The 23,833-nt window shown below is 63.3% G+C and carries 27 protein-coding genes, 1 tRNA gene and 1 other annotated feature; of the genes, 16 read left to right on the top strand and 12 right to left on the bottom strand.

Annotation, left to right across the window (positions count from 1 at the left end):
* Window positions 1-4: 4 nt before the first annotated feature.
* Together BMX92_RS01085 and BMX92_RS01080 are read left to right on the top strand one after the other, a co-directional pair.
* Window positions 5-877: a metallophosphoesterase family protein gene (locus BMX92_RS01085; protein WP_093010603.1), complete on the top strand. Its 873-nt coding sequence runs from the start codon at window positions 5-7 to the stop codon at window positions 875-877.
* A 211-nt stretch (window positions 878-1,088) separates the two neighbouring features.
* Window positions 1,089-1,144 (top strand) — a sequence feature (sul1 is cis-regulatory element that is thought to sense ions involved in sulfur or methionine metabolism; They are found in Alphaproteobacteria).
* Window positions 1,145-1,214: 70 nt separating this feature from the next.
* Window positions 1,215-2,687, top strand: a complete 1,473-nt coding sequence (locus BMX92_RS01080) for a SulP family inorganic anion transporter (RefSeq protein ID WP_093011273.1) — start codon at window positions 1,215-1,217, stop codon at window positions 2,685-2,687.
* 218 nt (window positions 2,688-2,905) lie between these two features.
* On the opposite strand, the gene BMX92_RS01075 is transcribed toward BMX92_RS01080, so the two are convergent.
* From BMX92_RS01075 to BMX92_RS01060, 5 genes are all read right to left on the bottom strand, one after another.
* A complete protein-coding gene (locus BMX92_RS01075; protein ID WP_093010601.1) occupies window positions 2,906-3,976 on the bottom strand; it encodes a type I restriction endonuclease in 1,071 nt (356 codons plus the stop codon).
* A 126-nt stretch (window positions 3,977-4,102) separates the two neighbouring features.
* Window positions 4,103-4,396 (bottom strand): type II toxin-antitoxin system RelE/ParE family toxin, encoded by a 294-nt coding sequence (locus BMX92_RS01070; RefSeq protein ID WP_093010599.1) that lies wholly within the window; start codon window positions 4,394-4,396, stop codon window positions 4,103-4,105.
* A complete protein-coding gene (locus BMX92_RS27860) occupies window positions 4,393-4,521 on the bottom strand; it encodes a hypothetical protein (RefSeq protein WP_256213234.1) in 129 nt (42 codons plus the stop codon). The genes BMX92_RS01070 and BMX92_RS27860 overlap by 4 nt, the downstream gene beginning before the upstream one ends.
* A gap of 15 nt (window positions 4,522-4,536) precedes the next feature.
* Window positions 4,537-4,659 carry a ribbon-helix-helix domain-containing protein gene (locus BMX92_RS27855; RefSeq protein ID WP_256213233.1) on the bottom strand — a complete coding sequence of 41 codons (123 nt, stop codon included), beginning with the start codon at window positions 4,657-4,659 and terminating at the stop codon, window positions 4,537-4,539.
* 76 nt (window positions 4,660-4,735) lie between these two features.
* Complete coding sequence (locus tag BMX92_RS01060) at window positions 4,736-5,587, bottom strand: class I SAM-dependent methyltransferase (protein WP_093010597.1); 852 nt, start codon at window positions 5,585-5,587, stop codon at window positions 4,736-4,738.
* A 41-nt stretch (window positions 5,588-5,628) separates the two neighbouring features.
* On the opposite strand from BMX92_RS01060, the gene BMX92_RS01055 reads away from it, so the two are divergent.
* From BMX92_RS01055 to BMX92_RS01040, 4 genes are read left to right on the top strand one after another with little or no spacing between them, the layout of a single operon-like run.
* A complete protein-coding gene (locus tag BMX92_RS01055) occupies window positions 5,629-6,378 on the top strand; it encodes a ComF family protein (protein ID WP_093010595.1) in 750 nt (249 codons plus the stop codon).
* A gap of 42 nt (window positions 6,379-6,420) precedes the next feature.
* Entirely contained in the window at window positions 6,421-6,678 is a 258-nt protein-coding gene (grxC, locus tag BMX92_RS01050) for a glutaredoxin 3 (protein ID WP_093010593.1), read from the top strand.
* Between the two features lie 8 nt (window positions 6,679-6,686).
* On the top strand, window positions 6,687-7,517 hold the full coding sequence (locus BMX92_RS01045; protein WP_093011270.1) for a carbon-nitrogen hydrolase family protein: 831 nt from the start codon (window positions 6,687-6,689) through the stop codon (window positions 7,515-7,517).
* Window positions 7,514-7,999, top strand: a complete 486-nt coding sequence (locus tag BMX92_RS01040) for a DUF1178 family protein (protein ID WP_093010591.1) — start codon at window positions 7,514-7,516, stop codon at window positions 7,997-7,999. The genes BMX92_RS01045 and BMX92_RS01040 overlap by 4 nt, the downstream gene beginning before the upstream one ends.
* Window positions 8,000-8,079: 80 nt before the next feature.
* On the opposite strand, the gene BMX92_RS01035 is transcribed toward BMX92_RS01040, so the two are convergent.
* The 3 genes from BMX92_RS01035 to BMX92_RS01030 form a co-directional block, all read right to left on the bottom strand.
* A complete protein-coding gene (locus BMX92_RS01035; RefSeq protein ID WP_093010589.1) occupies window positions 8,080-8,334 on the bottom strand; it encodes a hypothetical protein in 255 nt (84 codons plus the stop codon).
* Between the two features lie 80 nt (window positions 8,335-8,414).
* Window positions 8,415-8,543: a hypothetical protein gene (locus tag BMX92_RS27850; RefSeq protein ID WP_256213232.1), complete on the bottom strand. Its 129-nt coding sequence runs from the start codon at window positions 8,541-8,543 to the stop codon at window positions 8,415-8,417.
* An 11-nt stretch (window positions 8,544-8,554) separates the two neighbouring features.
* Complete coding sequence (locus tag BMX92_RS01030) at window positions 8,555-8,860, bottom strand: antitoxin Xre/MbcA/ParS toxin-binding domain-containing protein (protein ID WP_093010587.1); 306 nt, start codon at window positions 8,858-8,860, stop codon at window positions 8,555-8,557.
* A gap of 522 nt (window positions 8,861-9,382) precedes the next feature.
* Here BMX92_RS01030 and BMX92_RS01025 point away from each other — a divergent pair.
* Window positions 9,383-9,459, top strand: a tRNA-Arg gene (locus tag BMX92_RS01025).
* A 78-nt stretch (window positions 9,460-9,537) separates the two neighbouring features.
* Here BMX92_RS01025 and map read toward each other — a convergent pair.
* The 4 genes from map to BMX92_RS01005 all read right to left on the bottom strand — a co-directional run bounded on the left by map (window position 9,538) and on the right by BMX92_RS01005 (window position 14,815).
* Window positions 9,538-10,311, bottom strand: coding sequence for a type I methionyl aminopeptidase (map, locus tag BMX92_RS01020; protein ID WP_093010585.1), 774 nt, complete (start codon window positions 10,309-10,311; stop codon window positions 9,538-9,540).
* Window positions 10,308-10,520: a ParD-like family protein gene (locus BMX92_RS01015; RefSeq protein ID WP_093010583.1), complete on the bottom strand. Its 213-nt coding sequence runs from the start codon at window positions 10,518-10,520 to the stop codon at window positions 10,308-10,310. Before BMX92_RS01015 ends, map begins: the two co-directional genes overlap by 4 nt.
* 150 nt (window positions 10,521-10,670) lie before the next feature.
* Entirely contained in the window at window positions 10,671-13,472 is a 2,802-nt protein-coding gene (locus BMX92_RS01010; RefSeq protein ID WP_093010581.1) for a TonB-dependent receptor, read from the bottom strand.
* A 374-nt stretch (window positions 13,473-13,846) separates the two neighbouring features.
* On the bottom strand, window positions 13,847-14,815 hold the full coding sequence (locus tag BMX92_RS01005; protein WP_093010579.1) for a magnesium and cobalt transport protein CorA: 969 nt from the start codon (window positions 14,813-14,815) through the stop codon (window positions 13,847-13,849).
* 235 nt (window positions 14,816-15,050) lie between these two features.
* Here BMX92_RS01005 and BMX92_RS01000 point away from each other — a divergent pair, with 235 nt between their 5' ends.
* The 9 genes from BMX92_RS01000 to epsC all read left to right on the top strand — a co-directional run bounded on the left by BMX92_RS01000 (window position 15,051) and on the right by epsC (window position 23,693).
* A complete protein-coding gene (locus BMX92_RS01000; RefSeq protein WP_177184891.1) occupies window positions 15,051-15,575 on the top strand; it encodes a hypothetical protein in 525 nt (174 codons plus the stop codon).
* Window positions 15,576-15,696: 121 nt separating this feature from the next.
* Window positions 15,697-16,140 (top strand): hypothetical protein, encoded by a 444-nt coding sequence (locus tag BMX92_RS00995; protein ID WP_093010575.1) that lies wholly within the window; start codon window positions 15,697-15,699, stop codon window positions 16,138-16,140.
* A complete protein-coding gene (locus tag BMX92_RS00990) occupies window positions 16,140-16,850 on the top strand; it encodes a response regulator (RefSeq protein ID WP_093010573.1) in 711 nt (236 codons plus the stop codon). Before BMX92_RS00995 ends, BMX92_RS00990 begins: the two co-directional genes overlap by 1 nt.
* A gap of 179 nt (window positions 16,851-17,029) precedes the next feature.
* The gene (locus BMX92_RS00985) at window positions 17,030-17,728 is read left to right on the top strand and encodes a carbonic anhydrase (protein ID WP_093010571.1); all 699 of its coding nucleotides are present in this window, start codon (window positions 17,030-17,032) and stop codon (window positions 17,726-17,728) included.
* A 3-nt stretch (window positions 17,729-17,731) separates the two neighbouring features.
* A complete protein-coding gene (locus tag BMX92_RS00980) occupies window positions 17,732-19,228 on the top strand; it encodes a SulP family inorganic anion transporter (protein ID WP_093010569.1) in 1,497 nt (498 codons plus the stop codon).
* A 295-nt stretch (window positions 19,229-19,523) separates the two neighbouring features.
* Complete coding sequence (locus BMX92_RS00975; RefSeq protein ID WP_093010567.1) at window positions 19,524-20,381, top strand: TorF family putative porin; 858 nt, start codon at window positions 19,524-19,526, stop codon at window positions 20,379-20,381.
* Between the two features lie 177 nt (window positions 20,382-20,558).
* A complete protein-coding gene (locus BMX92_RS00970) occupies window positions 20,559-21,269 on the top strand; it encodes a response regulator (RefSeq protein ID WP_093010565.1) in 711 nt (236 codons plus the stop codon).
* Window positions 21,266-22,594: an ATP-binding protein gene (locus BMX92_RS00965; RefSeq protein WP_093010563.1), complete on the top strand. Its 1,329-nt coding sequence runs from the start codon at window positions 21,266-21,268 to the stop codon at window positions 22,592-22,594. Before BMX92_RS00970 ends, BMX92_RS00965 begins: the two co-directional genes overlap by 4 nt.
* Window positions 22,595-22,685: 91 nt before the next feature.
* Window positions 22,686-23,693, top strand: a complete 1,008-nt coding sequence (gene epsC, locus BMX92_RS00960; protein ID WP_093010562.1) for a serine O-acetyltransferase EpsC — start codon at window positions 22,686-22,688, stop codon at window positions 23,691-23,693.
* Window positions 23,694-23,833 lie beyond the last annotated feature (140 nt).

Here is a 23,833-nt window from a genome sequence, read left to right as displayed (position 1 = left end):
TGGCATGGCTCGTATCGCGCATCTTTCCGACATTCATTTTGGCGCCAATGATCAGCGGATCGTGGATGCCGCCACCGCCTGGCTGGAGGAGCGCCGGCCCGATCTGGTCGTGATCAGCGGCGATTTTACGCAGCGGGCGCGGGTCGAGCAGTTCAAGCAGGCAGCAGGATGGCTGGGTCGGCTGCGCGCGGCGGGGCTCAGGACGCTGGTCGTGCCGGGCAATCATGACGTGCCGCTCTATGATGTGGTTCGGCGCTTCGGCGCGCCGCTCGATCGCTACAAACGCTATATCAGCCATGACCTCTGCCCTTTTTACGAGGATCGGGAGGTCGCGATACTGGGCCTGAACACCGCGCGGTCGCTGACGATCAAGGATGGGCGGATCAACCATGCGCAGATGGACCTGCTGCGCGACCGCTTTGCCCGGGTGCCGCCGGACAAGACCCGCATCCTCGTGACCCATCATCCGCTCTTTTCCATGCCGATCGGCAAGGGGAATGAATGGAGCGAGGCGGTGGGGCAGCATGAGGATGCGGTGCGGGCGGCGTGCGAGGCGGGGGTGCATGTGGCGCTGGCGGGGCATTTCCACCGGACCTATGCGGAAGCCGCGCAGAAGATGGTGGAGCATAGCGGTGGCGCGCTGGTGATACAGGCGGGCACGGCGACTTCCACCCGGCTGCGCAATGCAGAGCCGCAGAGCTTCAACTGGTTGCATGTCCGGCGCAATAACGAGATGGAATTACAGGTGATCGTGTGGGACGGCGCGGCCTTCCGCCGGGCGAGCCATGTCGAATATCGGCATGGCGAGGCGGGCTGGGCATCGCGCGATATGGTGGACGGGCCGACCGTTGGCGAGGCTGCGGCGCGGCGGGCGTGAAATAGGAAATCGCGCGCTTAACTTCGCACATTTCCCGCAAGTTTCGACATTTAAGAACAAATGTTGGAAATTATCGTACGGGCGTTGGCAGGGTTGTGGCGACCGACGATAGGAAAGAACGTCGGCCATAATATCCTGTCCCCTTCTCCGTAGGACAGCAGCCGCGCCGATTGTGCTTTGGATGCAGGATCGCTAGGGAAGCAGCCATTCGTATGGACCCGGTGAAATTCCGGGTGGCTATTCCGGCCGCCGATCCGCCGGACAACGTATGTCGCCCAGTGATATTGCCGCGCCCCGCTGCGGCCTTCCCCGCGACAATCGTCGGTTACGCATCATCATGAACAACATCACCCTTTCACGCTATCGCGCCGAATGGTTCAGCGGCGCGGCCAATGCCCGGCGCGACATTCTCGCCGGTATGGTCGGCACCTTTGCCCTGATCCCGGAAGTCATCGCCTTTTCCTTCGTCGCCGGGATCGACCCCGAAGTCGGCCTGTTCGCATCCTTCATGATTGGGATCGTCATCGCCTTTGCCGGTGGCCGTCCGGCCATGATCTCCGGTGCGGCGGGATCGGTCGCGCTGGTCGCCGCGGCGCTGGTCCATGCCCATGGGCTCCACTATCTGCTCGCCGCCACGGTGCTGGCCGGGCTGTTCCAGATTGCGTTCGGCCTGATGAAGCTGGACGTGGTGATGCGCTTCGTGTCGCGATCGGTGCGGACCGGCTTCGTCAATGCGCTGGCCATTCTGATCTTTTCAGCCCAGGTGCCGCAGATGCTGGACGTGAGCTGGCACAGCTATGCGATGATCGCGGGCGGGCTGGCGATCATCTATCTGGCGCCGCGCATCACCACCGCCATCCCGTCACCGCTGATCTGCATAATGGTGCTGACCGGTATCAGCATCGCCTTTCCGATGCCGATCCACACCATTGCCGATCTTGGCCGCCTGCCATCCTCGCTGCCCTCTTTCGCGCTGCCGATGGTGCCGTTCGACTGGCAGACGCTGCGCATCGTCGCGCCCTATGCGCTGGCCATGGCGGCGGTGGGCCTGCTGGAATCGATGATGACCGCCAGCGTGGTGGACGATCTGACCGAAACTACCAGTTCCAAGGCGCGGGAGTGCACTGGGCTCGGCCTGGCCAATGTCGCGGCGGGCCTGTTCGGGGGCATCGCGGGGTGCGGGATGATCGGGCAGACGGTGGGCAATATACGCTATGGCGGGCGCGGGCGCCTGTCGACGCTGGTCGCGGCGGTCTTCCTGTTGCTGGTGATGGTGCCGCTGCGGCCATGGGTCGCGCAGGTGCCGGTCGCGGCGCTGGTGGCGATCATGATCATGGTGTCGATCAGCACCTTTTCCTGGGGATCGGTCCGCGATCTGGCCCGTCATCCCAAAGTGTCGGGCATCGTCATGGTCGCCACCGTCATCGTCACGGTGGCGACGCATGACCTGTCGGCGGGCGTCGCGGTGGGCGTGCTGCTGAGCGGTGTCTTCTTCGCGTTCAAGGTAACGCGCCTGATGGATGTGCGCGCAAGCTATGACGCGGCGAGCGACAGGCGGACCTACCGCGTGTCAGGCCAGATCTTCTTCGCCAGCGCCGATATCTTCGCCGACCGGTTCGACCTGCGCGACACGGCCCGGCATGTGCGGATCGACCTGACCGCCAGCCATTTATGGGACATCACGGCGGTCGGCGCGCTGGAGGACGTCGTCACCCGGATGCGCCATCACGGCATCACGGTGGAGGTGATCGGCCTGAATGACGCCAGCGCGATATTGGTCGACCGGCTGGCGCCGGGGGTGGGGCGATAGCGGCGCGGGTGAGGAGTGTGTGAAATAGGAAATTGTACACTTAACTTCGCATATTTCCCGCAAATTCTGACATTTCAGAACAAATATTGGAAATTATATTACGAGCGATGGTTTGGCAGTATATGGTCGCTAATGGAGTATCCGATGTAATCAAATGTAGTCATGTAGGATATCAAGTCTCGAAAACATGGCTACCCATGCGGCGATCATAAGGGGCGCTATGCCGGGATGCTGTCATCCAGTTCACGCAACCGGGCTTCGATCTGAGGAAGTAACTGATAAATGCCTGTCAGTTCCGGCATAGGGTGTCGCGTTTCATCTTTGCCTTGGAATGTGCCAAAATAGCGGGTCGTCGGCGAATTGAACCACATGCGCGCGACAGTCTTCCGATTATTATCGTCCAGCAGGATTGCGCAGTAGGATTTGCTATCACGAATGACGACCCGCTTGGGGTCGATAAGACGGGATGCGATCGCTTGCACGATATGGAAGCCGCTCCATTCTTCCTGGGTGGTGACAATGCCGTCTTCCGGAACGGAACTGTCAGTTTTTTCGGGGGCCACCGCTACCGGTGCAGAAGCGTTGAGGGCGGACGATAGCCGTTCGTTGACGCGGTCGCGAATGATGGACCCAATCGTATTGGGGATCATTCGCGCGATATTCTCTTTGGTCGCAGGTGTCAGGCGACCCTCGACGACCTTCGCGGCGAACAGCCTCACAAATTCATCTGAAGGTTCGGAAAATTCCTGTTCGATCGCCTTGCGCAACAGGGATTGAAGTTTGAGGTTTCCCGCCTCCTGAATGATCTTGTCTATGTCGAAATCAGTCTTGGCAAATTTCTCCAGAGTTCGAGTATCAGACGGTTTGATCGCATCCATCGAGAAGGTGAAAAATGGACGTTCGTCCATCTTGTTAGGTTTCTCGACATCCGAGAAAAACTGATAGTTCACGCCATTGGTCAAGATGGCGAGGCGAGCATCCGTCACGCTGAAATAACGAAAAAGTTGTGATGCATGATGCACATTAAGTTCGGATGTGGATGGCTTGCATTCGATCAGGATATTGACCTTGCCGTCCGCGCAGATGGCATAGTCAACTTTCTCACCCTTCTTGATCCCGACATCGGCGGTAAATTCCGGGACGACCTCTTTTGGGTTAAAAACGTCATATCCCAATGATTGCAGAAAGGGCATGACGAGAGCGGTCTTCGCTGCTTCTTCCGTCAGCAGTACCTCTCGATGTTCGATCGTCCGTTTCTGGAGTTCAGCCAGCCGTGTGCCAAGATCCATGACGTTTATCCCCCTGATTTTCATACAGAGTGACGAGGAAGATGTCATCGATCAAGTCGCTATTCATACGTCGTATAAAATTTATCGAACTTTGTAATATATTGATTCCACCCATGGGAGGTCGGTTTATCCCGGTTCGCCAGACGCTCGATCTTCCCGGCCGTGCCATAGACGCAGGATGATGATCCGTTCGCCTGTTATTTCGTAGCGCATTTCATAATGGCCGATGATGATGCGGCGGACTTGGCGCGGGTTGTAGGTGTCGAGCCTTTCGCCAAGGCGGGGGTAGTCGATCAGGCGCGAGGGCGCCCTGGCGAGGGGCTGGACGATGCGGGCGGCGGCATCGGGGGCGACGGGTTTCAGATGGTCGTGGAGGCGGACAAGGTCGGCGGTGGCCTTGCCGGTCACGACGATTTTCATGCCTCTGGTGGTGGCAGGGGGCTGTCGGTGGACAGGCTGTCCGCCCAGGCGCGGATCGCGGCCTGATCGATCACCCGGTCGGCGTCGACATCGGCCAGCGCCTCCAGCGTCATCTGGTGGTGCATTTCTTCCTGATCGACCTAGGCAGACAGCGCCTGCTTCATGATCCACCCGCGCGACCGATCGAGCCGTGCGGCCAGCGCATCGACCTGATCGGCGAGATCGGTGGGGACATGGGCGGTGATGACGCGGGTGGCGGCCATGAGATGGGTTCCCAATCGGTGTGATTGGAATCTAATCTTTTGGCCGGTTGGGCACAAGGCCGCCGCGACGAAGGCGCTACTCCTTCCCCTTGAGTGCCGCCGCCAGTGATACCGTGGCGCTGCCGCGTTTGGCGGGGGCGGCCTGGCTGGGATCGGGTTTCCAGCCGGACAGGTAGATGATCGCCATCTGTTCGGCCGTGCGGCCGTCCGGGTCGGCGGCGGCGGCGAAATGGGCGGCGGCGCGCATCAGCACGTCGCGGGTGAGGGCGGGGGGCTGGGTCGCCAGTATATTGCCCGCGCCCATGCCGCGCAGATCATGCATCAGGCGGACGATGTCGCCATAGCGCACGCTCAGCACATCGCCGTCGGCGACCGGCATGGTGAAGCCGGCGCGGCTGAGCAGATCACCGGCGGAGCGGACATCGACCTGCGGATGGACATGCTGGCCGGGCCGGTCGCCTTCGGCGGCGAGCAAGGCGGATTTGAGGCGGGGGACGCTGCCCGCGCCGGTGAAGGCGGCGAGCATCAGGCCATCGGGCCGCAGCACGCGGCGCATCAGGATCAGTGCGCCAGGCAGATCATTGACGCTGTCGAGCGTGCCGCAGGCGATGACCAGATCGAAACTGTCATCGGCAAAGGGCAGGGCGTCCTCATCCGCCTGCACCCCGCCTGTGGCCTTTGCGGCGAGGAAGCCGGGGTCGGCGCAGGCGACGCGCTTGCCCATCGCCTCCAGCGCTGCGCGGGCGCTGCCATCGGGGCAGCCGATCAGCAGCACTTCGGGCAGGTCGCGCTGCACGTCGGTCAGGCGATCGAGCAGTTCGTCCAGCATCGCGCGGTGGAGAAAATCATGATCGGCGAAATTAGGCAGCATGCGGTCGCGGTGGCGGGCGCGGCGGGCGCGGTCGAAAATGTCGGGACGGGATTCCATGGCGGGCCTTGTGCATCGGGCGCGAAGTGCGGACAAGGCAGATGATGGCTGTCCTCCCGCTTCTCAAGGGTGCGCTGCGCCCGATGGTCGATTATGCGCTGCCGCCGCGCTGTCCGGGATGCGGGATGATCGTGGCGGAGGATTTCGCTTTCTGCCTGTCCTGCTGGGGCGGGATGGACTTTCTGGGTGAGCCCTGTTGCGCGCGGTGCGGCCTGCCTTTCCCGCATGACATGGGGGAGGGGGCGGAGTGCGGCGCGTGCATGGCCGATCCGCCGGCCTGGGACGGGGCGCGGGCGGTGCTGGCCTATGGCGATGTCGCGCGGACGGTGGCGCTGCGGCTGAAATATGGGCGGCGGATCGGCATGGCGCGGCTGATCGCGCGGCAGATGCTGCGCCATGTGGGGCGCGAGGAAGCGGTGATCGTGCCGGTGCCGCTGCATCGCTGGCGCCTGTGGCAGCGCGGTTTCAACCAGTCGGCGCTGATCGCCGATCATCTGGGGCGGATGACCGGGTGGCCGGTGGACAAGCGGGCGCTGCAACGGGTGAAGCGCACCGCGCCGCTGCGGGGGATGAACCCGGCGCAGCGGGCGCGAACGGTGCGCGGCGCCTTTACGCTGGGGGCGGGGCAGGCGCTGCGCGGGCGGCGCGTGCTGCTGATCGACGATATTCATACCAGCGGGGCGACGGCGGCGGCCTGTGCGACGTTGCTGAAGCGGGGCGGGGTGGCGCAGGTGCATCTGCTGTGCTGGGCGCGGGTGCTTCCCGATGCTGTTGCCCAACCGGTTGATTGACAAAGTGCGACTTTACCCCAATTTCGGGGGAAAGGAGTTATCATGGCGAAGGTCGAAATCTATACCAAGGACTGGTGCGGTTATTGCGCGCGGGCAAAGGCCTTGCTGAGCGACAAGGGAGTCGCGTTCGAGGAATATGATATCACGCTGGGCGGACCCAAGCGCGAGGAAATGCTGGAGCGGGCGCCGGGCCGGACCAGCGTGCCGCAAATCTTCATCGACGGCAGCCATGTCGGTGGCAGCGACGATCTGTCCGCGCTGAACCGCGAGGGCAAGCTGGACGCCTTGCTGGGGCTATGAGCAGCATCATGCGCGCCGCCCTGTTCCAGATGACCAGCGGGATCGATCCCGCCGCCAACGCCGCCGCCATCGTGGAGATGGTGAAGCGGGCGAAGGGGGAGGGCGCGGACATGTTGTTCACGCCCGAAATGGCGGGCTGCCTGGACCGTGACCGGGCGCGGGCGGCGGCGACGCTGCGCAACGAGGCGGAAGATGTGGTGCTGGCCGCCGTGCGGGACGCGGCGGCGCGGGAGGGGCTGTGGGTGCATATCGGGTCGCTGCCGCTGAAGGACGAGCGGGCCGACGGGCGCTGGGCCAATCGCAGCTTCCTGATCGATGACACGGGCGCGATCCGGGCGCGGTACGACAAGATTCATCTGTTCGACGTTGACTTGGCGACGGGGGAAAGCTGGCGCGAATCCTCCGTCTATGGGCCGGGGGAACAGGTGGTCGCGGCCGACACGCCCTGGGGCCGGATGGGCTTTTCCATCTGTTACGACATGCGCTTCCCGGACCTGTATCGCGCGCTGACCAATGCGGGGGCGACGATATTGCTGGCGCCGGCCGCCTTCACCGTGCCGACGGGGCAGGCGCATTGGCATGTGCTGCTGCGCGCCCGCGCGATCGAGGCGGGATGCTATGTCATCGCCACGGCGCAGGTGGGGCAACATGCCGACGGGCGCGTCACCTATGGCCATAGCGTGGTGATCGATCCGTGGGGCGAGGTGCTGCTGGATATGGGCGAGACGGCGGGCATGGCCCTTGCGGACATCGACCTGTCGCGGATAGGGGATGTGCGCGGGCGCGTGCCCGCTATCGCCAACCGCCGTGTGATACCGAAGGACGTGACTGTTTCGTGATCGTTTTCGACCTGAAATGCGGGAGCAAGGGCCATGTGTTCGAGGCATGGTTCGGGTCCAGCGCGGATTATGAGCAGCAGAAGGCGCGCGGCCTGCTGACCTGCCCGATGTGCGGCGACGCCGATGTGGGCAAGGCGGTGATGGCGCCGGCGGTGGGGGCGAAGGGCAATAGTCGCCCCGATCCGGCGCCCGCTGCTGCCGCTCCCGAAAAAGCCGCGCCGGTGGCGATGAGCGGCGCCGATCAGGCGAAGATGCAGGCCTTTGTCGATGCGCTGGCGCAGGCGCAGAGCAAGGTGCTGGAGGAATCGACCTGGGTCGGGCGCGACTTCGCCAATCAGGCGCGGGCCATGCACTATGGCGAACAGGATCGCAGCAGCATCCATGGCGATGTCGCGCCGGACGAGGCGCGGGCGCTGATCGCCGAAGGGGTGGAAGTGGCGCCGCTGCCTTTCCCCGTCATTCCCCCGCATGCGAAGAATTGACCCGAACGGCGCGCGACAGGCTCGTCACGTCGGCGCGCGCTATGATGTCGCGCGATGGAAACGGCCCGGATGGATCGATATCAGGTCGTGCCTGCGGCGATCGGGGCATCGTCACAACGATCGCCCTCCAACCGGAATTCTTCCGCGATCAGTTGATCCTCCCGGCTGAGCAGGCCGTGCTTGCGTGACGCACGCTTCAGGGCATATTGCCCTTCCTTCGCCCATGCGTTCGCCGCTCTCGTCGCAATAGCGCGGCTATTTTGAAGGGGCGCATCCGCAGCGATGGCGCGTTGCCGCCGTTCCTCATTTTGGCAGAATTCAAATGTCGGTTGCATGGCGATGTCCTTTGATCCTTGGCACGCCCTGCCGCCCGACCAGTGCAACTGGCCAAGGCAGGAGGGCGCCATGCGCGGGTTCAGCTTTTGAGCGTGACCAGATTGACTGCACCGGCCTTTTGGCTGGGATTGGAGGCATTTTCCTTTTTCGGCTTCTCCGCCTTGGGCTTCCTGATCTCGCGGTTCGACTTTTTCTGTCCTTTGGCCATGATCTCTTCCTTCAGGCTGACGTGGTTGTGGGGCGTTGGGCAGCGATCGCCTGCTCTACCAGTGCGAAGCCCGCATTGCTGGCGGTCGCGATATCGAGCGGTCGCCCGCCAAGGGCTTCGCTGCGAGTGTTGAGGAAGACCAGCGCGGCATCGCGTCCGATCGCATTCCAGGCAAGAAGCGTGATGCGGCCCTGTCGCGCCGCATCCTCAGCCGGCATTTTCGGCATGCGATATTTTGCCGCGCCCTGTTTGGGCTTGGTGCGGGCGGCCTGCTGCCCCGGTTCGACGGTGCGTTCTCTGGCGATGATCGTTTCCATTAGAAATTCAGGCGACGGGAAGGGGCATCAGCGCGGTCGCACCCATGGCGGCCCGCAATATGCCAATCTGCCGGGCATAATGGGCAACGTCACGTCGATGCGACATGGTCGCGCCCTGGCAATTCGAAGCCGCCGCCCGCATCAACGAAGCCTGATGGCGAAAAAGAAGATAGTTGAGGTCCATGGACAGGCTCCTGCATCGTAAGCGGGAGCACATGTCTCTCAGTCGCTGGTGCCTACGGCTTTTGATCAGCGATAGTCCTTATATAGGACATTGCCCGTCGATCCGAAATAGCGTGAAAAATATAAATGTGGTCGGCGCGACGGCTGTAAATAATAGCCTGTCCTGCATTATAGGATCAGGCGCGATATTTTGTCATTATATTTTGCAGGAGGCGCAATTGCAATTGCGCGCGCTGTGACGGGCAATGTGCCACGGGGCGCCGCCCCGGTCCGATCTTGGTTGACGGCCATCGTGGCCGACACTATCGAAAACCGCGAAGATCAGCCGATTTTCGGAGAGCACCCATAGCTCAGCAGGATAGAGCGTTGGATTCCTAATCCAAAGGCCACTGGTTCGAATCCAGTTGGGTGCACCATCATTTGATTTCTGATCCTCGCATAAGCTCGGGCGGCCGTTCGGCCTTGCGAACCCTGACGGATTCGAAGTGGCGCGGTCAGGATCGCGCAGGCGGACTTTCATCCGGGCGCAGGGTCAGGACGCGGACGCCGGTCGATGTGACGGCGACCGTATGTTCGAACTGGGCGGAGAGTTTTCCGTCCACTGTCGTCACCGTCCAGCCGTCATCCAGCGTCTGCACCATGCGGCGGCCCTGATTGAGCATCGGCTCGATCGTGAAGACCATGTTTTCGCGCAGGATCACGCCGGTGCCCGGCTTGCCGAAATGCAGGATCTGCGGCTCTTCATGCATTTCGCGGCCGATGCCATGGCCGCAATAGTCGCGGACGATGGAATAGCCCGCGCGCTTGGCATGGCGCTCGATCGCGTGGCCGATATCGCCCAGACGGGCGCCGGGACGCACCGTGTGAATGCCCTGCCACATCGCGTCATAGGTGGTGCGCACCAGCCGCCTGGCCGTGGGAGAAACGGCGCCGATCATGTAGGTCTTGCTGGAATCGGCGATATAGCCGTTCTTTTCCAGCGTGATGTCGAAATTGACGATGTCGCCGTCCGCCAGATATTCGTCGTCGGACGGGACGCCATGGCACACGACCGCATTGCGTGAGCAATTGAGGACGAAGCCATAGCCATATTGGCCCTTGCTGGCGGGGCGGGCGGCGAGATCGTCGACGATGAAGCGTTCGACCAGATCGTTAATGGCCATGGTGCTGCGGCCCGCCAGCGGCTGTCCATCCAGATGGGTGAAGACCGATGCGAGCAGACGGCCGGCCTGCGCCATCAGCTCGACCTCTTCCGGCGACTTGATCATGAGGCTGGCGCCCTGATGTCGGCCGGATCGACCCCGGCTTCGCGCAATTCGCGCAGGACGATCTGCTGGAAGGTCAGTTGCGGGTTGAGTTCGCTCAACATGCCGATCCTGATCCAGAAGGCGGCCTGCGCGTTGATCGACCGGTAGGAGGCCTTGCTGGCCTTGCGCAACTGTTCGTGCAGTTCGTCCTCGATATTGACGATGCCCATCAATCTATCCTGAATATATGAATCATATATGGTTCATATATGCTAGGCGAGCGCGTTGGGCAATGGCCTGCGCACGAAGGCCCGGCGCCCTTGCGGGAACCGGGCCTTGTGTTGGCGGTCGGGATGGTTGCCCATCCCGACGAAGCAGGATCAGAACTTGACCGAAGCGTTCACGAAGAAGGCGCGGCCATAGACGTCGTAGGTCGACGGATAGGTGTTCGACTGCTGCTGGTTGTCGCCCAGGATCGGCGGCTTCTTGTTGAACATATTGTTCATGCCCAGCGACCAGCCGAAGTTTTCCGTCGCCTGCACCTGAAGACCGATGTCGAACAGGTTATAGGCCTTGATCTTCTCTACCGTGTAGGTGGTGGTGTCGTCATCGTCCCGCACGCTCGACAGATAGCGATGGGTCAGGCCCAGGGTGATCGGCCCGCTGGTCCAGGTGATGCGGTTGTTCAGCCGCAGCTTGGAATAGGGGTCGCCACAATTGACGCCGAACTTGCCTGCGCAATTCTGGTTCAGGGCCGAGATCGCGGCGACCGGATTGAGGTCGAACGCGATGAGGCGGGTGCCTGCGACGCGGAAAGCCAGCTTGCCGGACTTGGCGCCGAACACGCCGAAGTTGAGCGGCACGCTGTAGTTCAGTTCGAAGTCGACGCCGGAGGTCTTGAGGCCGCCGGTGTTGGACTGAAGATTGACGGCCCCCTCGATTTCGCTGCTGGTGGCGTTGCGCGGCAGCAGCGAGCAATAGCTGCTGTCATAGGGCGTCCAGCCATTGGCTTCGTCGCCATAGCAGGCGCGGATGATATTCGCGGTGCCGGCGGTCGAGATATAATTGTCGATCTTGGTGTTGTAATAATCGACCGTCAGCGACAGGCGCGGCGCGAAGCTGGGTTGCAGGATGACGCCCACGCCCCAGGTGTTCGACGTTTCTTCCCGCAGGTCGGGGTTGCCGCCGGTGACGGATTCGATCTGCGAGCTGCCGCCGTAAAAGTCGGTGCCCAGCGCGCTGGACGATACGCCGCTGGCAAGGCAGCTGGCCGAAAGGGTCGAACTGGTCGTGGCGGCCGAGGTCGCGCACGGATCGGTTGCGGTCGGATAATCCTGCGACTGGCCGGAATAGAGTTCCGACACCGACGGGGCACGCACCGCGCGGCTATATTGGCCGCGGAAGGTGACGTCCTTGACCGGCGCGTAGATGAGCCCGGCCGAGAAGGTGCTGACATTCTTGGTCGCGGTGGAATAATGCGAGAAGCGATAGGCGCCGTTAAAGTCCAGCTTGTGGACCAGCGGCATGTCGGCCAGCAGCGGAACGCTGATTTCCGAGAAGAATTCCTTCACATTATAGCCGCCGCTCAGGCCCTCGCCCGCGTTGAAGCCGACCACGTCGCCCGAAGACAGCGCTTCGTCCGGATTGTAGCTGCCATGTTCGTTGCGATATTCGAAGCCGAAGGCGATGCCGGCCGGGCCGGCGCCCAGATCGAACAGGTTGCCGTTGGTGATCGCGACGTTCGCCACCTGTTCGGTGATGATGCTGACATTGCGGGTGGTGATGGAGATGAAGTCGGCCGCTTCGTCGCTGATATTGCCTTCGCCAAAGATGTTGAGCGGGACGCAGTCATTGCTGCTGTCCGAACAGACCAGATTGCCGTCGCTGTCATAGCTGGTCTTGAGCGCCTGTTCCACGCGGCTGCGCGAGACATTGCCATATTGTTTTTCGACCTGCCGGGTGCGGGCATAGGTGTAATAAGCGTCGTAATTCCAGTCGCCGCTGATCTGCCCCCTGGCGCCGATCATCGTGCGGAAGGCGGTGTTGGTGACGTCCGAAATACGCTCGCCCACTTCGGTCATGCGGCGATAGATGTTGGCGGAGGTATAGCCGTCTCCATCCGTGTCGGCTGCGGCCAGCAGGGCCTGCGCGTCCGACGACAGGAAGGAGGAGTCGGTGTCCAGTTCGACCGTGCCGGTAAAGGGGGTGGGCGCGAGCTTGTTGCGCACCTTGTTCCGGATGAACTGCCCCTCGGCATAGAGGGTCAGGTGATCGTTGACGTCGAAATGGGCCTGCGCGCTCAGCAGGATGCGCTTCTGCGGGACCTGAAGATAGTTGGACGGCGCGTAATTATAGGCGTCGGTCGCGGAGTTGTAGGAAGACAGGCTGCCGTCCTGGTTGAACTTATATTGCGTGTTGTTCAGCGCCATGCGGGTCGCGGGGATGGTGCCCGATCCGCCGGCCGCCAGACCGCCTTCGCCATCGTCGGTATAGGTCTGCCTGGTGTAGCTGCGCGCGCTCTGATCCACGCCGTCGCGCTTGATATAGTCGGCATAGAAGGTGATGTTGCCCCGGCCGCCGGCGAAATTCTGGCCCAGCAGGATGTTGGTGTTGAAGGTGCCGCCGTCGCCCGCTTCGTTCAGGCGGTAATTGGCGTTGGCTTCGACGCCCGAAAAATTCTTCTTCAGGACGAAGTTGATGACGCCGGCGATCGCATCCGACCCGTAGACGGCCGAGCGGCCACCCGACACGACTTCGACATGGTCGATGAGGCCGGCGGGCACGGTGTTGAGATCGACCACCTGATTGGAGTCATAGGAGACGTAGCGACGGCCATCGACCAGCACCAGCGTCCGCTGGGCGCCAAGGCCGCGCAGGTCGGCGGTCGACACGCCGCCGCCGGGATTGTTCGACGCGGCGGTCGTGCTGGGGATCAGCTGGGGCAGGTCGTTGATGATCGCTTCGACATTGGGCTTGCCGCTGAGCTTCAATTCCTGGCTGCTGACGATCGAGATGGGCGACGCCTGTTGCAGGTCGGGCCGGGCGATGCGCGAACCGGTGACGACGATGGTTTCGTCGCCGGCAGGGGCATCAGCATTGTCCGCATTTTGCGCGAAGGCCGGTGTCGACAGGCCGAGCAGGAGCGTCGACGCCAGAAGGCGTCGTTGAAAAGACGGGCGCATAGATGAAATTCTCCCTTCGGAAAGCGCCGACTGGGGGCTTTCCGTGACCATATTATGTTGGTCGCACCGGTGCGATGCGTCAGGCCTGTGACAGCGTCAGGCCCCGGTCAAATATTATTCATCTGTATAACTGGCTTTTGTCATCCCTGTGTCATTTCCAGCACAACTATTTCTTTTTATTGCGTTTTTTGTCGAAATATTGCGATGCATGGCGAAATGCTGAAATAGTCGGACAGGGGGATGGGGGCGTCGCGAACGGCGGATAGCGCGCTGGTGCGGGGCGTGAATCGCGGTGAGGTCTTTGGCGATAAGCTGGCGCAGTGATGTTCCCCCTCCCGTTTACGGGAGGGGCATGTCTGCACGCACCAGTCGCCTTAAAGCCATTTCAGCTTCTTGAAGCGGGTGTAGAGCAGGGTGCAGACGACCGCGATGACGCCCAGCACGACGGGATAGCCATAGACGCTCTTGAGTTCGGGCATATGTTCGAAATTCATGCCGTAAATGCCGGCGATGGCGGTGGGCACCGCCAGGATCGCGGCCCAGGCGGCAAGCTGGCGGGTGATGTCGCCGGTACGCTGCTGTTCCAGCAGGTTGGAGGATTCGAACACGCTGCTGAGCACTTCGCGCAGGTCGTCCACCATCGTCTGGACCCGGCGCACATGGTCGCGCACATCGCTGAAATAGGGGCGGGCCTCATGGTCGATGCAGGGCAGGTCGACCTTCACGAACTTGGTCGCCACTTCCTGCATCGGGGTCAGGATGCGCTGGAAGCGGATCAACTGGCGGCGTAGGCTGAAGATACGGTTGATTTCGTCGCGGCCGAGGAAATGGTCGATCATATGCTGCTCCATCGTCAGCACTTCCTCCTCTATCCCCTCGATGATCGGCAGATAGCCGTCGACGATGAAGTCGAGGATGGCGTGCGTCACATAGTCGACGCCCTGCGCCAGCCGCGACGGCACGGCCTCCAGTTCATGGCGCAACGTCACATGGGCGCGGGCCGATCCGTGGCGAACGCTGACGATATGGCTGTGGCCGATGAACAGGGACGTTTCGCCGTAACAGATCGAATCGCCTTCGACATGGGCGGTGCGCGCGACTACGAAGAGCTGGTCGCCATAGATATCGACCTTGGGCAGTTGATTGGCCTTGATCGCGTCCTCGACCGCCAGCGGATGCAGGCCATAGGTGGCGGCCAGCGTCTGCATCTCGTCAACGCTGGGGTCGGCGACGCCGATCCAGACGAATTCGGACTTGTCGGCGGCGCAGGCGATTCGCTCGTCGATCGATACTTCGCGCACGCGCTGGCCATGGCGATAGAGATAGGCGGCGATGACGGTCATGGGCGCTCTGTTTCCTTGCTGTATCGGGCGATTAGCAAAAGATGGCGGCGTCGTCGCGCCTTGGCTGCGGTTCACGTGTTTCGCGCTTCGGCTCATATGATTTTTGCCAAAGGGGGTAGCGCCTGACATCGGCGTGACATAGTTGGAGCCGACAGGGGGCGCATCACGAAGCGCGCGACACATGCTGGAGAGGGCAGGTCGCACGCAGGACCGGAGCCGTGCCTTGCCACCCATAATGACCATCGATTTCGAGGCATCCTGTCTGCCGCGCCATGGCCGTTCCTTCCCGATCGAGGTCGGAATCGCGGGCGAGGGATTGGCGCGCAGCTGGCTGATTCGGCCGGACGACAGCTGGGAAAGCTGGGACTGGACGGCCGAGGCGGAGGCGCTGCATGGCCTGAGCCGCGAGCGGATCAGGCACGAAGGGCAGCCGGTCGCGGTCGTACTGGCCGAACTGACGGCCGCCACTGTCGGGCGGCGGGTGATCGCCGACAGCCTGATCGACCAATATTGGCTGGACACGCTGGCGCATGCGGTCGGGCAAGCCAGGCCATTCCGCATCGAACATGTGTCCACCCTGTTCGATGAACAGCGCGCGGACGAGGCGCGGATCGCGGCGGCGGTGGCCCATGCCGACGGGCAGGGCAGCATGCGGCACCGGGCGGCAGGCGACGCGCTGTGGCTCGCGGCGCTGGTCGATCATCTGTGCGGGCATGTTTCTGGCGCGCAGCCGATGCCTGTCCTGCTGGCGGCGCAGTGATAGGGACTTTCATCGATCAGCAATAATTTGTTACACCCAGCCCATTAGGCAGACATTCATCGCACCTACACCCGACGCAATCCCCGGCCGCAGACGGTTGGGCCGCACAAGGAGTAGTCCCATGTTCCTGACCATTGCATCGCAGACGCTGGCCGTTCTGGCCGCCACCACCGCCCCCGTTCACAGCACCGAAATCAGCCATGGCGCGCAGGCCTATAGCGCCAGCTATCATGCCCAGCCGTCGATCAGCCTGCGCGAAGTCGAACCGCGCTTTGCCAATCGCAACGCGACGCCGGTCTGCCGCTGGCAGGCGGACCTGACCGTCAATCGCGCCGTCGCCGCGCAGGGCCGCGCCGTTCCCGCCTTTGGCAAGGCGATCCACCGCTTCGCTCCGCTGTCGGGCAGCTATGCCGGCAGCTGCACCGCCGCCCGCAGCCAGATCGACGCGCAGGTCGCCCGCTACACCGCGTCCAAGGCCGCCGAAGCCGTTGCCGTGGCGCAGCAGGACCGCAGCGTGCTGGTGAACGAACTGGACGGCGTGCGCGCGCTGACCGTGCAGGGCTGATGAATCCACCGCTGGTATTGATCGTCGAAACCCAGCAGGATTTGCGGCATAATGTCCGCGAATATCTGGAACAGAGCGGATTTCGCGCTCTGCCTGCGGTTTCGGCGAACGACCTCTTCAGTGCTCTGACCAGCGCGCCGGTCGGCGCGGTGGTGCTGGATGCATCGCTGCGCGGATCGGACGGGCTGGACCTGTGCCGCGACGTGCGGGAGCGCAGCGACGTGCCGATCATTCTGGTCGGCGCCAATAGTTCGGAGGTCGACCGGGTGGTCGGGCTGGAACTGGGCGCCGACGATTATATGGCCAAGCCCTATTCGGCGCGTGAACTCGCCGCCCGCCTGCGCGCCGTGCTGCGCCGGGGGCGGGGGGAGCGGGTGCTGGGCCTGCGCCGACAGACCCAGGCGATCTTCGACGGCTGGGTGGTGGATTTCGCGCGTCGGGAGGTCGTCGATCCGCAAGGCGGGCTGGTCGAGCTGACCGCCGCCGAATTCTCGCTGCTGGCGGTGTTCATCGATCATCCCCAGACGGTGATCGCGCGCATCCGGCTGATGGAACTGGCGGGGGTGCGCGATGCGCCTTCGTCCGACCGGAGCATCGACGTGCTGGTCAGCCGCCTTCGCCGCAAGCTGGGGGAGGGCGGCCGGGCCGCGCCGATTGTTACCGTTCGGGGCGTCGGTTACATGTTCAGCGCGGTCGTGGACCGGCGCTGAAGCCCCGATTACCGTGCCGAATGGCGGATTTCCGCCATTCGGCACAGGCCGCCCCGCCTTTATCAGTCAGACATATTATTTAACAAATCCGCTGCGTTGCAGCAAAGTCGCGCCTCTATCCTTCAAACTACACCGGTCCGCCCCCTGGCCGGTAAGCATTTAAGAAGAGGATAGACTCCATGAACGAGCTACTCGGTCGTGTTTTTGACTTTGAAACCAAGGTCTACCCCGGCGAAAGCACGCTGTACAATCAGCTGGCCAATCATGGTCAGAGCCCCAAGGCGCTGATGATCAGCTGTGCCGACTCGCGCATCGTGCCCGAACAGATCATGCAGGCCGCGCCCGGCGATCTGTTCGTGTGCCGCAACGCCGGCAACATCGTCCCCCCGCATGACAGCCAGCTGGGCGGCGTGACCGCCACGGTCGAATATGCCGTCATGGTGCTGGGCGTGCGCGACATCATCGTATGCGGTCATAGCGACTGCGGCGCGATGAAGGCGCTGGCGACCAATGCCGACCTGACCGCCATGCCCAATGTCGCCGCCTGGCTGCGGCACAGCCATGCCGCGCAGAAGGTGTGCAGCGACAATTATCCGACCGACCTGGAAGCCGCCGACAAGCTGCGCAACATGGCGCTGGAAAATGTCGTCGTGCAGCTGGCGCATCTGCGCACCCACCCGTCGGTCGCTTCGGGCATCGCCCGTGGCGAAATCGCGCTGCACGGCTGGTATGTCGACATTCATGCCGGTCAGGTGCTGGGTCTGGACGGCGAGACCGGCCAGTTCGCAGCGTTGCGTGAAGACCAGCCCATGCCGGTCGCGCTTCCCCACGGCCGTCGCCTTGCCGGCGCAGCGGCCTATGCCCAAGCGGCGGAGTAAATCATGCTGAAGGCTCTTTCCGGCGGCGCTTTCGGCCGCGACTTTACGGCGTCGATCGTCGTCTTTCTGGTGGCGATGCCGCTCTGTATGGGCATTGCCATCGCGTCCGGCGTGCCGCCGGAAAAGGGCCTGATCACCGGCATCATCGGCGGCATCGTCGTCGGCCTGCTGGCGGGATCGCCGTTGCAGGTCAGCGGCCCGGCCGCTGGTCTGGCCGTCATCGTCTTTGAAATCGTTCGGGAACAGGGGCTTTCCGCCCTTGGCCCGATCCTGATTCTGGCCGGCGCCATTCAGGTCGTTGCCGGTCTGCTGAAGGTCGGCGGCTGGTTCCGCGCCATTTCGCCGGCCGTCGTGCATGGCATGCTGGCGGGCATCGGCGTGCTGATCGTGGTCGGCCAGTTCCATGTCCTGTTCGACGACAAGCCACTGGCCAGCGGTCTGCATAATCTGATCGCGATGCCGGGCCAGATTCTGGGCCTGTCCAATGGCGATGCCGCGACGGCTTTCGCGGTTGGCCTCGTCACCATCTTCGGCATGCTGGGCTGGGAGAAGTTCCGCCCCGCATCGATGAAGCTGGTGCCGGGCGCGCTGGTCGGCGTGGTGCTGGCGACGATCGTCGCCTTTGCGCTGGGCCTGTCGGTCGCCCGCGTCGTCGTGCCCGAATCCATCGTCGCGGCCGTCAGCCTGCCGGAACAGGGGCTGCTGGCGCAGCTCATGAGCCCGGCGGTCATCACGACGGCCTTTGCCATCGCCTTCATCGCCAGCGCCGAAACATTGCTGTCGGCTGCTGCGGTCGACCGCATGCATGATGGCGTGCGCACCAATTATAACAAGGAACTCAGCGCACAGGGCGTGGGCAACCTGCTCTGCGGCTTTGCCGGTGCGCTGCCGATGACGGGCGTGATCGTCCGCTCCTCCGCCAATGTGCAGGCGGGCGCCAAGACCCGCCTGTCGGCGATCCTGCATGGCGTGTGGATCCTCGGTTTCGTCGCCCTGCTGCCCTGGTTGCTGCGCGAAATCCCGATGGCGGCGCTGGCCGGCATCCTCGTCATCACCGGCGTACGTCTGGTGAGCGTGGCGCATGTGAAGCATCTGTTCCACCTCTACGGTCCGCTCCCGGCCGTGGTGTGGGCGGCGACGCTGATCTGCGTCGTGGCGACCGATCTGCTGACCGGCGTGCTGGTGGGCATCGGCCTGTCGATGATCGAACTGCTGCCGCACGCCAAGAAGCTGCGCCTGAAGGTCGAAGAAGAAAGCCGCGCCGATGCGCATGAAGTGGCGTTGCGCGGCACCGCGACTTTCCTCAGCCTGCCCAGCCTGTCGGCGCGGCTCGAATCGCTGCCGGCCGCCGGCCTTGTCATCCTGAACGTCGAGCGCCTTGGCCATATCGACCATACCTGCGCGGAAATGCTGCGCGAATGGGTCGATCGCCGCCGTGGCGCGGGTGCGCCGGTCGAATTGTTCGGCGCCACCGGACGGATGCGTCAACTCGTCGCCTGACCCCTCCCAGTCTTCCCGGGCGACGATCTGCGCCGCCGTGCCATCCCCCGGCACGGCGGCTTTTCTTTGTCATGTTTCAATATGGAAACATAATAGCAATGTTGGTTGCCAAATTGGCAAATAACCGTGTTGCGCATATCACAGCAGTCCCAATCCTTTCGCATCTGCGGTAAAAGCGGTTTGCCTCATCGTCTGGAAAGAATAGGCCATAGTCATCCGCCGGTATCGGAGACGATCAACCAAAGATCTTCGGACTGGAACGGATGCAGGACGGAACATTCCAACGTTAAGGGGAATGTTCATGAAGTATCAAATCGCCTGTGCCGCCCTCGCGCTTCTTTCCAGCGCGCCGGCTTTTGCGCAGGAAGAACCCGCCAGCCCCGTCACCGTAACCGGCAGCGTCGGCCTCGTGTCCGACTATCGTTTCCGCGGCGTGTCGCAGTCGGACAAGGCGATGGCCGTGCAGGGCGGCATCACCGCAACCCATGAAAGCGGTGCCTATGTCGGCACCTGGGCATCGAACCTGGCTGGCTGGGGCACCTTTGGCGGCGCCGGCATCGAGCTGGACCTGTTCGCCGGCTATGCCGTTCCGCTCAACGAAACCACGACGCTGGACGTCGGCCTGACCTGGTACATGTATCCGTCGGGTGCGGACGAAACCGATTTCGCCGAACCCTATGTCAAGCTGTCGAGCCAGTTCGGTCCGGTCAAGGGCCTGCTGGGCGTCGCCTATGCCCCCAAGCAGCAGGCGCTGGGCAAATGGTATAACAGCGCCGACAGCTATGCCACCGGCATCCCCGACGCACCGGGCAAGAAGAATGACAATTTCTACATCTGGGGCGATGTCAGCAGCGCCATCCCCGACACCCCGATCACGCTGAAGGCGCATCTGGGCTGGTCGAAGGGTAATAGCGGTCTTGGCCCGAACGGCACCTCGGTCGCGCCGACCGGCAAATATGCCGACTGGATGATCGGCGCCGACCTCGCCATCCCCGGTACGCCGCTGACGCTGGGCGTCGCCTATGTCGACACCGACATCGCCCGCGTCGAGCAGACCTATCTGCGTCCGAACCTGTCGGTCGCGGACTCCGACAATGCCGGCAAGTCGATCGTCGGCAGCCAGGTGGTCTTCTCGCTCTCGGCCGCCTTCTGATCCAAAAGGGCCGGGCCTGCTTCGTCAGGCCCGGCTTCCTGTCCGGCTCGCGCTTTTCCCAGCCGTGACAAATTGTTGCTATCGCCTTGGCGGGCTGTTTCCACAGAGCGCTGCGGTTGACCCTTGTTCCGGCGAGCCCTATCTCGCTACCATGATTTCAGTCCCGCAGATTGCCGCATGACCGCCCCGTCGATCATCCTCGTCGAAGACGATCCGCCGCTGCGGACCCTGACCGCGCGGGCGCTCCAGGAACATGGCTATCAGGTTCGGCCCGCTTCTTCGGGGCCGGAAATGTGGGTGGCCTTCGATGCCGGGCCGGTCGATCTGGTCGTGCTGGACGTCATGCTGCCGGGCACCAACGGGATCGACCTGTGCCGTCAGATTCGCCGCAAGAGCGATGTTCCCATCATCTTCATCAGCGCCAAGGGCAGCGAGACGGACCGTATCGTGGGCCTTGAACTGGGCGCCGACGATTATCTGCCCAAGCCGTTCGGCACCCGCGAACTGATCGCCCGCATCCGCGCCATCCTGCGCCGTGTCGGCGTGGAGCGCGGCCCGGACGAGCATCGCGAGAGCGAAGCCCGCTTCGATGGCTGGAGCGTCAATTTCCCGCGCCGCGAGCTCAGCTCGCCTACGGGCGCGATCGTGGAACTGACAGGCGCGGAATTCGACCTGCTCGGCTCCTTCCTCAGTCATCCGCAGCGCGTCATCGCGCGCGAACGGCTGATCGAATTGTCGCGCACCCGCATGGGCGACAGCAGCGACCGCAGCATCGACGTGCTGGTCAGCCGCCTGCGCCGCAAGCTCACCACCGCGGACAAGGCGGCGCCCATCACCACCGTCCGGGGCGTCGGCTATATGTTCAATGCAGAGGTCAGCCGCGCTTGAGACGGCATGTCAGGGGATCGCTGGGGCTGCTCGGGCGGCTTTCCGCGATCCTGCTGCTGACGGTTATGCTGGAATTTGCGGTCGGCACGCTCATCTATGAGCGGGCCAGCCAGTTATCGTTGCAGGATGACGAGGCCCGGCGTCTGGCCGAGCATCTGGTCATCGCCCGCAAGCTGCTGACCGAGCAGCCACGGCTGGACCGGCCCGCGCTGGGCCTGCAACTGACCACTGATCGCTATGATGTCCACTGGTCGCCCTCCGCGCCACCCCCGCCGCAATTGTCGCCCGAACTGGAGCGGATGCGGCGGCAGGTCGTGGACTGGGAACCCAGTCTGGAACGGTCGAGCCTGTGGCTGCGGCTGACGCCCAACCGCCATTCGGAAATCAATGGCGGGTTGCGGCTGAACGATGGCAGCTGGCTCTATTTCGCCATGCATAATAGCGGCGGCAAATGGGCCTTCACCATCGGTCGCATGGGGCTGGCGCTGATCCCGGTGCTGGCGTTGCTGATCGCCGGCTGGCTGCTGATCCGCCAGACGCTGGCGCCGTTGCGCGACCTGACCCACGCCACGCACAAGATCGGCCGGGGCGTCGAGGTTCTGGTGCCCGAAGCGGGCACCAACGACGTCCGCAACCTCATCACCGCCTTCAACGCGATGCAGGCGCGCATCCATCGCCTGATCGACGAGCGGACCGAGACGCTGGCCGCTGTCGGCCATGACTTGCGCACCCCGCTCGCCCGGCTGCAATTGCGGCTGGAAATGGTGAAGGATGACGAAGTGCAGGAGGCGATGGGCGGCGATCTGGAGGAAATGGGCGCGATGCTCGAATCCCTGCTCGCCTTTCTGGGCGGGGAGAAAGACCCCGAGCCGTCTGTCCGCACCGACATTGCCGTCAGCATCGCCACCATCGTCGACGCTTTTCAGGATGATGGCCGCGATGTCAGCTATGACGGGCTGGATCATCTGGAAATCGAGGTGCGTGGCCTGTCCCTGCGGCGCGCCGTGCGCAACCTCATTGAAAACGCGCTCCATTATGGCGAGCGGGCGCGGGTGTCGCTGGAGCGGGTCGGATCGGAGATATTGATCCGGGTCGATGATGACGGCCCCGGCATTCCGCGCGAGCGGCTGGAGGAGGTGTTGCGGCCTTTCTCTCGCCTCGACGATGCGCGCCAGCGCAATACGCGCGGGCTGGGCCTCGGCCTCGCCATCGTGCAGAAGGCCGTGGCGGCGGAGGGCGGGCAACTGACCCTGGCGAACCGGCCCGAAGGCGGCCTGCGCGCCGAAATCTGCCTGCATCTGCCGCGATCGGCGACGCGCGGCTAAAAAGAGAATCTGTCCGGCCCCAAGCAAAACTCGTTTATCGGCGCGCCCGCGAGGCGGCTATGACGGGTGCGATAAGGGTGAAGAGGCGGATATGATGGCGGACGGACCGGACGATGACGCAATCGTCGAAGGCTATTGGAATCTGGACCAGCTGGTCGCGGATCTGAGCGCGGCGCGCAGCCGCTGGCGGCAATCGCAACAACATCATGCCGAATATGGCGCGGAGGGTTTCCCGTCGCGCGCGAACCTGACCAAGATCATGCAGTCGCTGTGCGGCGCGCTGTTCCCGCTGCGCCTCGGCCCCAGCTTCGTGCGGCTGAGCAATGAGGATGCCTATGTCGCCGAAACGCTCCAGACGGTGCTCAGCCGCCTCTATGGGCAGATACGCCTCGAACTCATCTATGCATTGAAGGACGAACCGGCGGCGGTGGTGGACCGGGAAGCGGCGCGCATCATCGGGGGCTTCGCGCAGAGTCTGCCCGCACTGCGCGTGCTGCTGGATACCGATGTCGATGCCGCCTTTCTGGGCGATCCCGCCGCGCGCAGCGTGGATGAGGTGCTGATCTGCTACCCCTCCATGCTGGCGATCATCCATCACCGGCTGGCGCATCGCCTCTATGATCTGGGCGCGCCGCTGGTCGCGCGGATCATCTCCGAAATCGCCCATGGCAAGACCGGGATCGATATCCATCCCGGCGCGACGATCGGCCAGTCCTTCTTCATCGATCATGGCACCGGCGTCGTCATCGGCGAAACCGCGATCGTGGGCGACCGGGTGCGCCTCTATCAGGGCGTGACGCTGGGCGCGCGCAGCTTTCCCGCGGACGAGAAGGGGCAGCTGGAAAAGGCGCAGCCGCGCCATCCGATCATTGAGGATGATGTCGTCATCTATGCCGGGGCGACGATATTGGGGCGGATCATCGTGGGCAGCCGGTCGGTGATCGGCGGCAATGTCTGGCTGACGGACAGCGTGCCAGCCGACAGCAATGTGCGGCAGGCCAAGGCCCGGCATGAAGTGACGAGCCGGGTCGAGGTATCGGCCCCGCACCGCGTCCATGCGCTGGTGGGCAGCACGGACGGGGTGGGGGAGAATATCTGAAGCAAGGCTATACACCTCTCCCGTCTTCACGGGAGAGGGAAGGGTGAGGGTCTTATGGACAAGCGCGTGTGGTCGGCTCGCTTGCCCTCATCCAACTTCGCCTAAGCGGCTTCGCCGCTAAGGCTTCCTATCCTTCTCCC

It is taken from the genome of Sphingobium sp. YR768 (genome assembly GCF_900111125.1).
Taxonomy (GTDB): Bacteria; Pseudomonadota; Alphaproteobacteria; order Sphingomonadales; family Sphingomonadaceae; genus Sphingobium.
This window is presented reverse-complemented; position numbering and strand designations above follow the sequence as displayed.